The sequence below is a fragment of the Microbacterium sp. GCS4 genome, assembly GCF_001262495.1.
Classification (GTDB): domain Bacteria; phylum Actinomycetota; class Actinomycetes; order Actinomycetales; family Microbacteriaceae; genus Microbacterium.
The window spans coordinates 295419-309928 of the sequence record NZ_LGYE01000001.1 but is presented as its reverse complement, the minus strand read 5'-3'; the positions used below and the strand labels follow the sequence as shown (position 1 = coordinate 309928).

Sequence of the window (14510 nt, the reverse complement as noted above, 5' to 3'; positions counted from 1 at the left end):
GAGGGATCACACGAGGATGCGCTGGAAGAGCACGTGGTCCTGCCACTCCCCCGCGATGCGCAGATACTGAGGGGCGATGCCGATGCGTTCGAATCCGGCCGAGGTCAGAACGCGCTGCGACGCGGTGTTGTGGAGCAGGGTCGCCGCCTGCAGGCGATGCAGGTGCAGCTCCGTGCGAGCGTGCTCCGAGACGAGAGCGACCGCACGTCCAGCGAGTCCTCGGCGAGTATGACGGCCATCGATCCAATAGCCCAGATCGGCGCTCCAGAAAGCTCCGCGCACGACGTTGTTCAGGTTGACCCGGCCGCGGATCTCTCCGTCACCCGACTCGATCACGAAGCGGTACCCACGTCCTGCCCGGACGTCTGCGAGGCACTGTTCGACGTGCTGCTCCTGGTGCGACCGCGTGAAGAACACGTCCGAGCGCGACGGCTCCCAGGGGGCGAGATGCTCCCTGTTCGCGGCGTACGCCCGTGCCAGCGCTGCCCCATCGCCCGTGCGAACCGGACGAAGCACGTGATCCGCATCGAGCGGATGCATCGTGCTACTTCTTCGGTGCGAGCTGCTCGATGATCGCCTTGGCGACATCCTGCATCGTGAGACGACGATCCATCGAGGCCTTCTGGATCCAGCGGAAGGCCTCGGGCTCGGAGAGTCCCATCTTCTCGTTGAGCAGGCCCTTGGCGCGATCGACGAGCTTGCGGGTCTCGAAGCGTTCGACCATGTCGGCGACCTCGGCCTCGAGCGTGATGATCTGCTCGTGGCGCGCGAGCGCGATCTCGATCGCGGGAAGCAGGTCGTTCGGCGTGAACGGCTTGACCACATAGGCCAGCGCGCCCGCCTCGCTCGCCCGTTCCACGAGCTCCTTCTGGCTGAACGCGGTCAGCAGAACCACGGGCGCGATGTTGCCCTTGTGCAGCTTCTCCGCGGCGCTGATGCCGTCGAGCTGAGGCATCTTGACATCCATGATGACGAGGTCGGGACGCAGCTCGGTCGCCAGCGCCACCGCCGTCTCGCCGTCTCCGGCCTCGCCGACGACATCGAATCCGTTGTCGCGGAGGATCTCGACGATGTCGAGGCGGATCAGCGATTCGTCCTCGGCGACGACGACGCGTCGAGGTGCGGATGCCGTGGGCTGCTCAGCCTGTTCTTGCTCTGTCACGCCTCCATCCTAGTGGAGAGACTCCTCCGCGGCCGGGAAGGCACCCGTCCGCGCACATCCGTGCAGTCGTGCTGCGCTACAGTCGTAGACGCGACACACGAGCCGGCGTGGCGGAATGGCAGACGCGGAGCACTCAAAATGCTCTGTCCGTGAGGGCGTGTGGGTTCGAGTCCCACCGCCGGCACCGAGGTCTCGCAGATCTGTCGTGGACAGCGATCATGCGCTAGACAGACTTCATGCGAGCGAATCCCGCGTCCGACATCTGGAGCCGCACGCGGCGTCGACGTCGCGTGCTCGCCGGCGTGCTGGTCGCCGTCGTCCTCGTCGCCGGGGTGCTCGCGACGGACGCCATCCGCCGCCACATCGAGGGCGAGGCCGACCTCGTCTCCGATGCGGGCTTCTACCGGTTGCCGTCGCCGATGCCGTCGGGTGAGCCCGGTGACGTCATCCGATCGGAGCGGATCGACAGCGCTCCCCTGGGCGCGGCGGCGTGGCGTGTGATCTACCACACGCGCGATCTCGCAGGCGATGACGTCGCAGCCTCCGCGGTCGTGATCGTCCCGGACGTCCCCGCGCCGGACAGCGGCCGCGTCAGCATCGCCTGGGGACATCCGACCAGCGGCGCCGCACCCGCGTGCGCGCCGTCACTCGACGTCGATCCGTTCCAGCTGATCGAAGGACTCCATGAGTTCCTGCTCGCCGGCTACGCGGTCGTCGCCGCCGACTACCCCGGACTCGGCGTGCCCGGTGACTCCTCCTACCTGTTGGGCGTCCCCGAGTCCAACAGCATCCTCGACGCCGTCCGCGCCGCCCACGGCATCGACGCCGCGCAGATCGGGACGGATCTCGTGCTGTGGGGGCATTCGCAGGGAGGGCAGGCCGTGCTGTTCGCGGCCGAGCGCGCCACCGCATACGCCCCGGAGCTGTCCGTCCGCGGTGTCGCGGTCGCCGCTCCGGCAGCCGACCTCACTGAGCTCATGAGCGACGACATCATCGACATCTCCGGCGTCACCATCGCGTCGTACGCGATCCCCGCGTACGAAGCCGCCTACGCGCACCGGTTCGGGGAGGAGGCGCTGTCCTCCATTCTCACCCCCGCGGGCGCGGCGGCGACACCCGAGATGGCGTCGATGTGTCTGCTCTCGGACGTGAAGGAGATCCATGAGATCGCGGATCCGCTGATCGGTCGGTACGTCACGAGCGACCCTGCGAGCACCGAGCCGTGGAAGACCGTGCTCGAGGAGAACAGCGCCGGCTCCTCCCCCATCGACGTGCCGATCTTCGTCGGTCAAGGGCTCGCAGATCAACTCGTCCGGCCGTCGGCGACCGAGGACTACGTCACGGGTCTGTGCGCGCAGCGAGCCGATGTCGACTTCCACCGTTATCCCGGCGTGAACCACGGCCTCGCGGCCTATGCGGCCCTGCCGGACATGCTCCTCTGGCTCGCCGATGTGAGCTCTGGACGCCCTCCTACGACGACCTGCGCCGCGTCGGGACACTGACGCCGTCGACGACGACGGGGAAGGAGCGTACGCTCCTTCCCCCTCGTGACGGACCGATCAGGTCAGACCGTGGCTTCCTTGTAGATCGGTGCCGCACCGTTGACGGCATCCCCGACCTTGTGGACGCGGATGTCGTTCGTGGACCCGACGATCCCGGGAGGGGATCCGGAGATCACGACGACCTTGTCGCCCTCGGCGGCGAGACCGTTCTTCAGCAGATAGTCGTCGACCTGCAGGTACATCAGGTCGGTGTGCTGCACCATGTCGACGAGGCTGGACCGGATGCCCCAGGTGAGCGCCATGCGGCGGCGGATGTCGGGCTCCGGAGTGAAGGCGAGCATCGGGATCCGCGAACGGAGGCGCGACAGGCGGCGAGCCGAGTCTCCGGACTGCGTGAACACGCAGAGGAACTTGGCCTCGACGAACTCGGCGACCTCGAGAGCGGCGAGCGTGATGGCACCGCCCTGGGTGCGGGGCTTCGTGGTCAGAGGCGCGATGCGCTCCAGCCCGTGCTCCTCGGTCGACTCGATGATCCGCGCCATGGTCTCGACCACGACGACCGGGTAGTCGCCGACGCTGGTCTCGCCCGAGAGCATGACGGCGTCAGCACCGTCGAGCACCGCGTTCGCCACGTCCGAGGTCTCGGCGCGGGTCGGCACCGGGCTGTTGATCATGGACTCGAGCATCTGCGTCGCGACGATGACCGGCTTGGCCATGCGGCGGGCGAGCTCGACCGCGCGCTTCTGCACGATCGGCACGGCCTCCAGCGGCAGCTCGACACCCAGATCGCCGCGGGCGACCATGATCGCGTCGAACGCGTCGACGATCTCCTCGAGCGCGTCGACCGCCTGCGGCTTCTCGACCTTGGCGATGACGGGGACCTTGACGCCCTCCTCCGCCATGATCTCGTGCACGCGTGTCACGTCGGCGGCGTTCCGCACGAAAGACAGCGCGATGAGGTCGGCGCCGATGCGGAGGCCCCAGCGCAGGTCCTCCTCATCCTTCTCGCTCAGCGCCGGCACGTTGACGGCGACGCCGGGGAGGTTGATGCCCTTGTTGTTCGAGACTGCACCGGCGACCACGACCCGCGTCGTGACGCGCACGCCGTCGGTCTCGACGACCTCGACGCGGACCTTGCCGTCGTCGATCAGCAGGAAGTCCCCCGGCTTGACGTCCTGCGGCAGGCCCTTGAAGGTCGTACCGCAGATCTCCTTGTTGCCGATGATGTCCTCGGTCGTGATGGTGAAGATGTCACCCTTCGCGAGCTCGTAGGGGCCGGCTTCGAACTTGCCGAGGCGGATCTTCGGTCCCTGCAGGTCGACGAGGATCGCGACGGCGCGACCCGCGTCCTCCGCGGCGCGACGGACGTTCGCGTAGTTGTTCTCGTGCACGGAGTAGTCGCCGTGGCTGAGGTTCAGGCGCGCGACATCCACGCCGGCGTCGATCAGTGCACGCACGGTCTCATAGGTGGATGTTGCGGGGCCCAGGGTGGCGACGATTTTCGCGCGTCTCAACGGATTCTCCAGGGTAGAAGTGGGGGATGGAAATCAGGCGACGGTGCCGCGCTCAGCCTACGCGGGCTAGAGGGCGATCGCGACTTCGTGCGGACGCACCGGCTCCGGCAGCACGGTGTCGCCCATCAGGAAGCGGTCCACGTTCGCAGCGGCTGCGCGGCCTTCGGCGATCGCCCACACGATGAGCGACTGGCCACGACCCGCGTCACCGGCCACGAACACGCCGGGAATGGTCGACTCGTAGCTGTCGTCACGGCGGAACGCACCGCGGTCGGTCACCTGCGGACGGGTGTCCTCCGTGAAGCCGTCCTGCTCCGGACCAGTGAAGCCCATCGCGATCAGCACGAGGTCCGCGGGGATCTCCCGCTCGGTGCCGCTCTTGGGGACCCGGCGTCCGTCGATGTACTCGGTCTCCGCCACGCGCAGGGCGCGGACCTCGCCGACCTCGTTCGCCAGGAACTCGACGGTCGACGCGAGGAATACGCGCTCACCGCCCTCCTCGTGCGCGGATGACACCTCGAAGACGGTCGGCATCATCGGCCACGGCTGGTGCGCGGGCCGCTCGGTTCCCGGCTGCTTGCCGATCGCGAGGTTGGTGACGCTCAACGCGCCCTGGCGATGCGCGGTGCCGATGCAGTCCGCTCCGGTGTCACCGCCGCCGATCACGATGACGTGCTTGCCCTCGGCGGTGATCTGCTCGGTGACCTTGTCGCCGGCCACCGCATGGTTGGACTCGACGAGGTACTCCATTGCGAAATGGACGCCGTCGAGGTCGCGCCCGGGGATCGGCAGGTCGCGGGGCACCGTCGCGCCGGTGGCGATCACCACGGCGTCGTAACGTGCGCGGAGATCGGACCAGGTGATGTCCTTGCCGATCTCGACGCCGGCACGGAACCGCGTGCCCTCCTCCTGCATCTGGCGCAGACGAGCCTCGAGCTGTCCCTTCTCCATCTTGAAGTCCGGGATGCCGTAACGCATCAGACCGCCGATGCGGTCGTCGCGCTCGAACACGGCGACGGTGTGGCCGGCGCGGGTGAGCTGCTGGGCCGCGGCGAGGCCCGCCGGGCCGGACCCCACGACGGCGACTGTCTTGCCGGTCAAACGAGCGGGCGGCTGAGGCTCGACCCAGCCCTTCGCGAACGCCTCGTCGATGATCGACTGCTCGATCTGCTTGATCGTGACCGCGGGCTGGTTGATTCCCAGTACGCACGAGCTCTCGCAGGGGGCGGGGCACAGTCGCCCCGTGAACTCCGGGAAGTTGTTCGTCGCGTGCAGGCGGTCGATTGCCGCGCGACCCTCGCCGCGCCAGGTGAGGTCGTTCCACTCCGGGATCAAGTTGCCCAACGGGCAGCCCTGATGGCAGAACGGCACGCCGCAGTCCATGCAGCGTCCAGCCTGGCGCTTGAGCACAGCCTGGTCGCCGGCCTCATAGACCTCTTTCCAGTCCATGATGCGCACCGGGACGGGACGACGGGCCGGGAGCTCGCGCTCCGTGACCTTCAGAAAACCTTTGGGATCAGCCACCGGTCACCTCCAGGATCCGGTTCCAGACGACGTCGCCGTCGGGGTCGATGCCCTCGGCGACGGCTTCGTCTCGCATGGTGCGCACCGCGGCGAAGTCGCGGGGAAGCACCTTGGTGAACTCGCCCGAGATCTCGTCGAATCGGGCGAGGATGTCGGAGCCGAGCGGCGACGCCGTCCGCTCCACGTGCTCTGCGATCAGGCTGCGCAGCACTTCGAGATCGGCACGGTCGAGCGGTTCGAGCATCAGCTCCCCGCTGCCGAGAGACTGCGCGTTGATCTTGCCCGCTTCGAGCGAGCGGATGTACGCCACACCTCCGGACATACCGGCGCCGAGGTTGCGCCCCGTGGTGCCGAGGATCACCGCGACGCCTCCGGTCATGTACTCGAGTGCGTGGTCGCCCACGCCCTCGACGACGGCCGTGGCACCGGAGTTGCGCACCAGGAACCGCTCCCCCACGACGCCGGAGAGGAACATGGTCCCCGAGGTGGCGCCGTAGCCGATCACGTTTCCGGCGATCACGTTCTCCTGCGGCACGATGGACGAGCCGCGCGGCGGCCGGACCGTGATGTCGCCGCCGGAGAGACCCTTGCCGACGTAGTCGTTCGCGTCGCCCTCGAGGCGCAGCACGATGCCCGACGGGAGGAACGCGCCGAGGGACTGGCCCGCGGTGCCGTGCAGGGTCACGTCGATCGTGCCGCGAGGCAGCCCCGCGGCGCCGTGACGCGAGGTCACCTGGTGGCCGAGCATCGTGCCGACTGCGCGCTCGGTGTTGGCGATCGGAAGCTCGACGACGACGGGCTCGGCGTTCAGCAACGCGGGCCCCGCGACGTCGATCAGCTGCACATCGAAATGCTTGTCGAGTTCGTGATCCTGGGCGCGCCGGCTGCGGCGAGGCTCGCTCGCCGGGAACGCGGGTCCGTCGAGCACGGGGCTGAGGTCGAGACCCTCGGCCTTCCAGTGCTGGACGGCGGCGTCGACCTCGATGAACTCGGCGCGTCCGATGATCTCGTCGAGTGAGCGGAAGCCCAGCTCCGCGAGCAGTTCTCGCACCTCCTCCGCGATGAACTCCATGAAGTTCACGACGAACTCGGGCTTGCCCGTGAAGCGTTCGCGCAGGACCGGGTTCTGCGTCGCGACGCCGACCGGGCACGTGTCGAGGTGGCAGACGCGCATCATGATGCAGCCGCTCACGACGAGCGGAGCGGTGGCGAATCCGAACTCCTCCGCACCCAGCAGCGCGCCGATGACGACGTCGCGGCCGGTCTTGAGCTGGCCGTCGACCTGCACGACGACGCGGTCGCGCATGCCGTTGAGCATGAGCGTCTGCTGCGTCTCCGCGAGACCGAGCTCCCAGGGCGTTCCGGCGTGCTTGAGCGAATTCATCGGGCTGGCACCCGTGCCGCCATCGTGACCGGACACCAGGATGACGTCGCTGAGCGCCTTCGCGACGCCGGCCGACACCGCGCCGATTCCCGACTGGCTCACGAGCTTGGTGTGGATCCGCGCCTCGGGGTTCGCCCGCTTCAGGTCGAAGATCAGCTGCTTCAAGTCCTCGATCGAGTAGATGTCGTGGTGCGGCGGCGGCGAGATGAGCCCGACACCGGGCGTGCCGCCGCGTGTCCGCGCGACCCACGGGTAGACCTTCTGCGGCGGCAGCTGACCGCCCTCGCCGGGCTTGGCGCCCTGAGCGAGCTTGATCTGGATGTCGTCGGCCTCGGTCAGGTACAGGCTCGTGACGCCGAAACGTCCGGAGGCGACCTGCTTGATCGCGCTGCGGCGCTCGGGATCCACCAGACGGTCGGCATCCTCTCCGCCCTCGCCGGTGTTCGACTTGCCGCCGATCCGGTTCATGGCGATGGCGAGCGTCTCGTGCGCCTCCTTGGAGATCGAGCCGTAGCTCATCGCTCCCGTGGAGAAGCGCTTGACGATCGCCGACACCGGCTCGACCTCGTCGAGCGGCACGGGCTTGCGGGTGCCTGTGCGCAGGGTGAAGAGACCACGAAGGGTCTTCAGCTCGGCGGCCTGGTCGTCCACGAGACGCGTGTAGTCGCGGAAGATGTCGTAGCGACGCTCACGCGTCGCATGCTGCAGTTTGAACACCGTCTCGGGGTTGAACAGGTGGGGCGAGCCGTCTCGGCGCCACTGGTACTCCCCGCCCGTCCACAGACGCTCGTGTGCGCGCGCCGCGGCATCCTCCGGGTAGGCGTAGTCGTGACGGGCCTGGTTCTCGGCGAAGATCTCGGCGATGCCGATGCCCCCGAGCTTGGACTCCGTGCGCGTGAAGTACTTGTCGATGAACTCCTCGCTCAGGCCCACGGCCTCGAACACCTGCGCGCCGGCGTAGGACGACACGGTGGAGATGCCCATCTTCGACATGATCTTCAGCACGCCCTTGCCGAGCGCGTAGATGAGGTTCTTGACCGCCTTCTCGGGGCTGATGCCGGTGATGTAGCCGGTGCGCACGAGGTGCTCGACCGTCTCCATCGCGAGATAGGGGTTCACGGCGGACGCGCCGTAGCCGATCAGCGTTGCGACGTGGTGGACCTCGCGCACATCGCCGGCTTCGACGATCAGACCGACCTTCATCCGGTTCTCGCGCCGGATGAGGTGGTGATGCACGGCCGACACCATGAGAAGCGACGGGATCGGGGTCAGATCCTTATTGGAGTCGCGGTCGGACAGGATGATGAACTCCGCGCCGCGCTCGATCGCCTCGTCGACCTCGACGCACATCTCCTCGAGACGCTTCTCGAGCGTGTTGGAGCCGACGTCGAAGTGGTACAGACCCTTGATCGTCTCGCTCGAACGGTCGGGCAGCGCCTTGTCGATGTGCCTGATCTTCGCCAGCTCGTCGTTGTCGATCACCGGGAAGTCGAGCGATACCGTGCGCGTGTGGTCGGGGCCCCAGGTGAGCAGGTTGCTCTCGGGGCCGAGCCCGAGCTTGAGGCTCGTGACGACCTCTTCGCGGATGGAGTCCAGCGGCGGGTTCGTGACCTGCGCGAACTGCTGGGTGAAGTAGTCGAACAGCAGACGCGGACGCTTGCTCAGCACCGCGATCGGAGTGTCGGACCCCATCGCTCCGAGGGGCTCCACGCCCGTCTGCCCCATCGGGGTGAGGAGGATCCGGACCTCTTCCTCCGTGTACCCGAAGGTGCGCTGACGACGCGTGATCGAAGCGGGCGGGTGCACGATGTGCTCGCGCTCAGGGAGGTCCGCGAGTCGCACGGACCCGGCATCCAGCCACTCCTGCCACGGGTGCATCGTGGCGAGGTCGCGCTTGATCTCCTCGTCCTCGATGATCCGCTGCTGCGCGGTGTCGACCAGGAACATCTTGCCGGGCTGCAGACGTCCGCGACGCTTGATCCGCTCGGGCTCGAACGTGAGCACGCCGGTCTCGGAGCCGATCACGATCAGCCCGTCCGTCGTCTCGGTCCATCGTCCGGGGCGGAGGCCGTTGCGGTCGAGTGTCGCGCCGACGAGCGTGCCGTCGGTGAAGATCAGGGCTGCGGGGCCGTCCCACGGCTCCATCTGGTTCGAGTGGTATTCGTAGAACGAGCGCAGCTCGGGGGCGATGTCCGACTGCTTCTCGTAGGCCTCGGGGACCATCATCATGATGGCGTGCGGCAGGCTGCGGCCCGTGAGGGTCAGGAGCTCGAGGACCTCATCGAAGGACGCCGAGTCGCTCGCGCCGTCGGTGCAGATGGGGAGCAGCGGGGCGACATCACCGAGCAGCTCGGACTCGAGCTGCGACTGGCGCGCGCGCATCCAGTTGCGGTTGCCGCCGACCGTGTTGATCTCCCCGTTGTGCGCGAGCATGCGCAGCGGCTGCGCGAGCGGCCACGACGGGAAGGTGTTCGTCGAGTACCGGGAGTGCACGACGGCGAGCTCCGACATGAAGCGCTCGTCCTGCAGGTCGGGGTAGAACGGCTCGAGCTGGAGGGTGGTGACCATGCCCTTGTAGCCGAGGGTCCGCGCCGACAGCGAGACGAAGTACGCTCCGAGCTCGTGGCCGGCCCGCTTGCGCAGACGGTAGGCGACCCGGTCGAGCGCGATGCCTGTCAGCGGGGCGTCCGCGTGAGAGCCCCCGCCGGCGCTCACGAAGAGCTGCTCGAAGGCGGGTCGTGCCTCGTCGGCGAGCTTGCCGAGGTTCTCGTTGGCGGTCGGGACCTCGCGCCAGCCGAGGACGCGGAGGCCTTCGGACCGCGCGATCTTCTCGATCCCCGCCTTCTGCTCGCGGCGGACGCTCGAGTCGCGCGGGAGGAAAGCCAGCCCGGCGGCGTACTCCCCGACCGGCGGCAGTTCGAAATCCGTCACCGCACGGAGGAACGCGTCCGGCATCTGAGTGAGGATGCCGGCGCCGTCACCCGTTCCCGCATCGGAGCCGATCGCTCCGCGGTGCTCCAGGTTGCGAAGGGCCTGCAGCGCGAGCGCGATGATGTCGTGCCCGGCTTCGCCGCGCAGGGTCGCGACCATGGCCAGGCCGCAGGCGTCCTTCTCGAACGCCGGGTTGTACATGCCCTGCTTCGGCGGGTAGGCGCCGGACGCGCCGTGGGGAGGCTGAAAATACACCTGAACCGTCCTCAGATCTGCGGAGAACCCGGGGACGTCATTGGCCGGGTGGATGCGATGGGGTCCTCACGGACCGGTCGGCTGTTATCGGGAGCCGTCCGCGTCCGTGGGAGCGGTGCTTGTGGCGCTGGCTCCTGCGGCGACTTCTTCGGACGGAGGCTCACTCAGGTCCACGAAGTCGGAGGGATTGTCCTGCGAGTCTACATCAGGGTCCAGATCCTTCCGTCCGCGACCCGGCTGGTACGGAGACGGCTCCAGGCCGGGGTGGCGACGCGACTGGACGATCAGGATCGCGAGGCCGACGATGACGCCGATGATCGCTGCCCATACGTTGCTGCGGAGGCCGAGATAGATCTCGCTGGGATCGATGCGGATCGACTCCCAGAGGATGCGGCCCGCGGAGTACCAGATCAGGTAGATCGCGAAAGTCTTGCCCCACTGCAGACTGGTGACCTTGCGGCTGATCCAGAGCAGGACGATGACGCCCAGTCCGTTCCAGATGACCTCGTAGAGGAAGGTCGGGTGGAACAGCGTTCCCTCGGGCAGCCCCGGAGGGAAGGCGGAGTTCGTCGACTCGATCTCCAGACCCCAAGGAAGGTCGGTCGGAAGACCGAAGAGCTCGTGGTTGAACCAGTTGCCGAAGCGTCCCATGGCCTGAGCGAGCAGGAGACCGGGAGCGAGCGCGTCGGCGAAGGTCCAGAAGCGGATTCCGGTCCACCGGCAGCCGAGGTAGGCACCCACAGCGCCGCCGATCAGCGCACCGAAGATCGCGATGCCGCCCTCCCAGATCGCCCACACCGAACCGGGCTCGAAGGGGTTCCACGTGTTCTTGCCCTCGCCGAAGTAGAACCCGGGGTGGGTGAGCACGTGGAAGATCCGCGCCCCGATGATCGCGAGGGGCACCGCCAGGATCGAGATGTCGATCACGACCCACGGCTCCGCTCCCCGACGCGACAGACGATGGTTGGTCAGGAGGACCGCCGCGATGATGCCGGCGATGATGCACAGCGCGTAGAAGTGGATCCGCAGCGGGCCGAGGTCGATGTACGACACGGGAGGACTGGGGATGCTGGCGAGCACGCCGGTGAAGCTGTGGAGCGCGAGGGACATGAGTGCGATTCTAGTTCGAGGTGGTGGCGTGTGCCGACGACGTGCCGGAGGCCAGGGTGCGGGTGACGTCCGCGAGAGCGGGGAGTCCGCCGTCGCGGAGGGCCCGGACGAAGGCAGTGCCGACGATCGCGCCGTCCGCGTACTCGGAGACACCGGCGATCTGCTCGGCGGTCGAGATGCCGATGCCGACGCAGGCCCGAGCCGCACCGTGGTCGCGGAGGCGCCCGACGAGAGTGCGAGCGGCGCGGTCGAGCTCGGCGCGTTCGCCCGTGATACCCATGGTCGAGACGGTGTAGACGAACCCGGTCGAGGACTTCACGACGAGGTCGAGGCGCTCGTCCGACGAGGTCGGCGCGGCGAGGAACACGCGGTCGAGTCCGGTGCGCTCGCTCGCGGCGATCCACTCTCCTGCGGCCTCGGGCGTGACATCGGGTGTGATGAGCCCTGCGCCGCCGGCGGCGAGGAGGTCGTCGGCGTACCGGTCGACGCCGTACTGGAAGACCGGGTTCCAGTAGGTCATGACGAGCACGGGGACGTCCGTCGCCGCTGTGATGGCACGCACCGCGGTGAACAGGTCCTTCATCTTGAAGCCGTTCGCGAGGGCCGCGGTCGTGGCCTCCTGGATCACGGCGCCGTCCATCACGGGATCGCTGTACGGCGGGCCGAGCTCGATGATGTCGACACCGTTCTCGGCGAGCGTGATCGCTGCCTGGATGCTGGTCTCGAGGTCGGGGAATCCGACGGGCAGGTAGCCCACGAAGGCGCTGCGCCCGGCGGCGTGCGCGGCCGCGATGGCCTCTTCCACGCGGCTCATAGCTGGGGCTCCCCCTTCGAGGCCGCGTCCTCCGCGGCGGTCTCCTCGGCGACGTCGTGCTCGCGTGCCGCCTCGTCGTACAGGTGGAAATAGCGTGCGGCGGTGTCCATGTCCTTGTCTCCGCGACCCGAGAGGCACACCGCGAGGACGGCATCCGGCCCCATCTCGCGCCCCAGACGCAGCGCGCCGGCGAGGGCGTGGGCGGATTCGATCGCCGGGATGATGCCCTCCGTGCGGCTCAGTAGACGCAGCGCCTGCATGGCCTCGTCGTCCGTCGCGGGGATGTACTCCGCGCGACCGATGTCGGCGAGCCAGGAGTGCTCCGGGCCGACGCCCGGGTAGTCGAGACCTGCGGAGATGGAGTGGGACTCGATCGTCTGGCCGTCCTCGTCCTGCAGGACGTAGGTCTTCGCGCCGTGCAGCACGCCGGGGCGTCCCCGCTCGATCGATGCGGCGTGCTTCGGCGTGTCGACGCCGTCGCCGGCTGCCTCGACGCCGTAGAGCTTCACGCCCTCGTCGTCGAGGAAGGCATCGAACATGCCGATGGCATTGGAGCCACCGCCCACGCAGGCGATCACGGCGTCGGGCAGGCGTCCGACCTCGTCGAGCAGCTGCTGGCGCGCCTCCTCGCCGATCACCTTCTGGAAGTCGCGGACCATCGCCGGGAACGGATGCGGCCCCGCAGCCGTCCCGAAGATGTAATTGGTCGTCTCGACCGTCGCGACCCAGTCACGGTAGGCGTCGTTGATCGCATCCTTGAGCGTGCGCGACCCCGAGGTGACGGGCACGACCTCGGCGCCGAGGAGACGCATCCGCGCGACGTTGAGCGCCTGGCGCTCGGTGTCGACCTCGCCCATGTAGATCGTGCAGTCGAGTCCGAACAGTGCGGCGGCGGTGGCGGTCGCGACGCCGTGCTGCCCGGCACCGGTCTCGGCGATCACGCGCGTCTTGCCCAGGCGCTTCGTGAGCAGAGCCTGTCCCAGCACGTTGTTGATCTTGTGAGAACCCGTGTGGTTGAGGTCCTCGCGCTTGAGGAAGACCCGGGCACCCCCGGCATGCTCGGCGAAACGAGCGACCTCCGTGATCGGCGACGGCCGACCCGCGTAGGAGCCGAGGAGCTCGGCGAGCTCCGCGCGGAACGCCGGATCGGCGATCGCTTCGGCGTACGCCTCGGTCAGTTCGTCGATCGCGGCGATCAGCGACTCGGGCATGTAGCGCCCGCCGTACTCGCCGAACAGCGGACCGTGCTGTTCTCGCAGACTCATCACGCCTCCAGGAAGGTCTTGAGGGTGGCGACGGGGTCGCCGGTCACGAGCGCCTCGCCGATCAGCACGACGTCGGCGCCCGCGGAGCGGTAGTGCACGACGTCGTCGGGGGTGAGCACCGCCGATTCCGCGATCTTCACGGCGGTGTCGGGGATGCGGTCGACGAGACGCCCGAACAGGTCGCGGTCGAGTTCGAGCGTCTTCAGGTCACGCGCGTTCACGCCGATCAGCGGCGCACCCAGGTCGATCGCCGCCTCGAGTTCGTCGGCCGAATGCGTCTCGACGAGCGGCGTCATGCCGAGGTCGCCGATGAAGCCGAAGAGGTCCTGCAGCACCGCAGGCTCGAGGCCCGCGACGATGAGCAGGACGAGGTCGGCGCCTGCCGCCCTCGCCTCCAGCACCTGGTAGCGCGTGGCGATGAAGTCCTTGCGGAGCACCGGGAGGGACACCCGCGCGGTCACGGCCTCGAGGTCGGCGAGGCTGCCCCCGAAACGGCGCTCCTCGGTCAACACGCTGATCGCCGAGGCACCGCCCGTCTCGTACAGGGACGCCTGGTGGGCGGGATCGGGGATGTCGGCGAGGGCGCCGCGCGAGGGGCTCGCGCGCTTCACCTCCGCGATGATCTTCACCCGGTCGGTCGGGGCGAGGAACGACAGGGCGTCCTTGGCAGCGGGGCGCTCCAGCGCGTTGCGCTCCACCTCAGCCAGCGGCCGCGTGAGGGAGCGGCGTTCCGCGTCTGCGACTGCGCCGGCCGTGAGGTCGGCGAGGACCACTAGTGCGCCTTCGGCGAGTACTTGGGACCCTTCACGCCGTATCCGGCACGGGCCAGGACCCAGCCGGCGACGGCGCCCACGGGGATGAGCGCGGCGCCGATCCAGATCAGCGAGACCCACAGCGGGCTGAACTCGGCGAAGCAGAAGCCGACCGTGCCGATCGTGAATCCGACCAGCATGATGATGACGGCCGTCCAGGCTGCAGGCGAGTGTCCGTGGCCGGGGTCGGCGATCGGGTTGGTCATGGTCTCCTCCGGGGACGGCGTGCGGGATCGG

Annotated in this window: 11 protein-coding genes and 1 tRNA gene; 2 read left to right on the top strand and 10 right to left on the bottom strand. The window is 68.4% G+C overall.

What is annotated here, in order from left to right; translation table 11 throughout:
• Positions 1-6: 6 nt before the first annotated feature.
• Both AKH00_RS01590 and AKH00_RS01585 read right to left on the bottom strand, forming a co-directional pair.
• Positions 7-540 (bottom strand): GNAT family N-acetyltransferase, encoded by a 534-nt coding sequence (locus AKH00_RS01590; protein WP_050720969.1) that lies wholly within the window; start codon positions 538-540, stop codon positions 7-9.
• Between the two features lie 4 nt (positions 541-544).
• Positions 545-1162 carry an ANTAR domain-containing response regulator gene (locus AKH00_RS01585; RefSeq protein WP_025103469.1) on the bottom strand — a complete coding sequence of 206 codons (618 nt, stop codon included), beginning with the start codon at positions 1160-1162 and terminating at the stop codon, positions 545-547.
• Between the two features lie 101 nt (positions 1163-1263).
• Here AKH00_RS01585 and AKH00_RS01580 point away from each other — a divergent pair.
• Positions 1264-1346 (top strand) — tRNA-Leu (locus tag AKH00_RS01580).
• A 52-nt stretch (positions 1347-1398) separates the two neighbouring features.
• On the top strand, positions 1399-2664 hold the full coding sequence (locus AKH00_RS01575) for an alpha/beta fold hydrolase (protein WP_050720968.1): 1266 nt from the start codon (positions 1399-1401) through the stop codon (positions 2662-2664).
• Positions 2665-2726: 62 nt separating this feature from the next.
• On the opposite strand, the gene pyk is transcribed toward AKH00_RS01575, so the two are convergent.
• The 8 genes from pyk to AKH00_RS01535 all read right to left on the bottom strand — a co-directional run bounded on the left by pyk (position 2727) and on the right by AKH00_RS01535 (position 14479).
• The gene (gene pyk, locus AKH00_RS01570; protein WP_050720967.1) at positions 2727-4178 is read right to left on the bottom strand and encodes a pyruvate kinase; all 1452 of its coding nucleotides are present in this window, start codon (positions 4176-4178) and stop codon (positions 2727-2729) included.
• A gap of 66 nt (positions 4179-4244) precedes the next feature.
• Positions 4245-5702: a glutamate synthase subunit beta gene (locus tag AKH00_RS01565; RefSeq protein WP_050720966.1), complete on the bottom strand. Its 1458-nt coding sequence runs from the start codon at positions 5700-5702 to the stop codon at positions 4245-4247.
• On the bottom strand, positions 5695-10218 hold the full coding sequence (gene gltB / locus AKH00_RS01560) for a glutamate synthase large subunit (RefSeq protein ID WP_152926120.1): 4524 nt from the start codon (positions 10216-10218) through the stop codon (positions 5695-5697). The genes AKH00_RS01565 and gltB overlap by 8 nt, the downstream gene beginning before the upstream one ends.
• Positions 10219-10356: 138 nt before the next feature.
• The gene (gene lgt / locus AKH00_RS01555) at positions 10357-11382 is read right to left on the bottom strand and encodes a prolipoprotein diacylglyceryl transferase (protein ID WP_050720964.1); all 1026 of its coding nucleotides are present in this window, start codon (positions 11380-11382) and stop codon (positions 10357-10359) included.
• A 10-nt stretch (positions 11383-11392) separates the two neighbouring features.
• Positions 11393-12196, bottom strand: a complete 804-nt coding sequence (gene trpA / locus AKH00_RS01550; protein ID WP_050720963.1) for a tryptophan synthase subunit alpha — start codon at positions 12194-12196, stop codon at positions 11393-11395.
• The gene (gene trpB / locus AKH00_RS01545) at positions 12193-13461 is read right to left on the bottom strand and encodes a tryptophan synthase subunit beta (RefSeq protein WP_050720962.1); all 1269 of its coding nucleotides are present in this window, start codon (positions 13459-13461) and stop codon (positions 12193-12195) included. Before trpB ends, trpA begins: the two co-directional genes overlap by 4 nt.
• Positions 13461-14234, bottom strand: coding sequence for an indole-3-glycerol phosphate synthase TrpC (gene trpC, locus AKH00_RS01540; protein WP_050720961.1), 774 nt, complete (start codon positions 14232-14234; stop codon positions 13461-13463). Before trpC ends, trpB begins: the two co-directional genes overlap by 1 nt.
• Positions 14234-14479 carry an HGxxPAAW family protein gene (locus tag AKH00_RS01535; protein ID WP_050720960.1) on the bottom strand — a complete coding sequence of 82 codons (246 nt, stop codon included), beginning with the start codon at positions 14477-14479 and terminating at the stop codon, positions 14234-14236. The genes trpC and AKH00_RS01535 overlap by 1 nt, the downstream gene beginning before the upstream one ends.
• Positions 14480-14510 lie beyond the last annotated feature (31 nt).

Excerpts from the sequence above, each read along its gene's own strand:
- trpB (WP_050720962.1), bottom strand. The coding sequence starts at position 13,461 with ATGAGTCTGCGAGAACAGCACGGTCCGCTGTTCGGCGAGTACGGCGGG.
- AKH00_RS01575 (WP_050720968.1), top strand. The coding sequence starts at position 1,399 with ATGCGAGCGAATCCCGCGTCCGACATCTGGAGCCGCACGCGGCGTCGA.
- gltB (WP_152926120.1), bottom strand. The coding sequence starts at position 10,218 with ATGTACAACCCGGCGTTCGAGAAGGACGCCTGCGGCCTGGCCATGGTC.
- AKH00_RS01535 (WP_050720960.1), bottom strand. The coding sequence starts at position 14,479 with ATGACCAACCCGATCGCCGACCCCGGCCACGGACACTCGCCTGCAGCC.
- AKH00_RS01590 (WP_050720969.1), bottom strand. The coding sequence starts at position 540 with ATGCATCCGCTCGATGCGGATCACGTGCTTCGTCCGGTTCGCACGGGC.
- lgt (WP_050720964.1), bottom strand. The coding sequence starts at position 11,382 with ATGTCCCTCGCGCTCCACAGCTTCACCGGCGTGCTCGCCAGCATCCCC.
- trpA (WP_050720963.1), bottom strand. The coding sequence starts at position 12,196 with ATGAGCCGCGTGGAAGAGGCCATCGCGGCCGCGCACGCCGCCGGGCGC.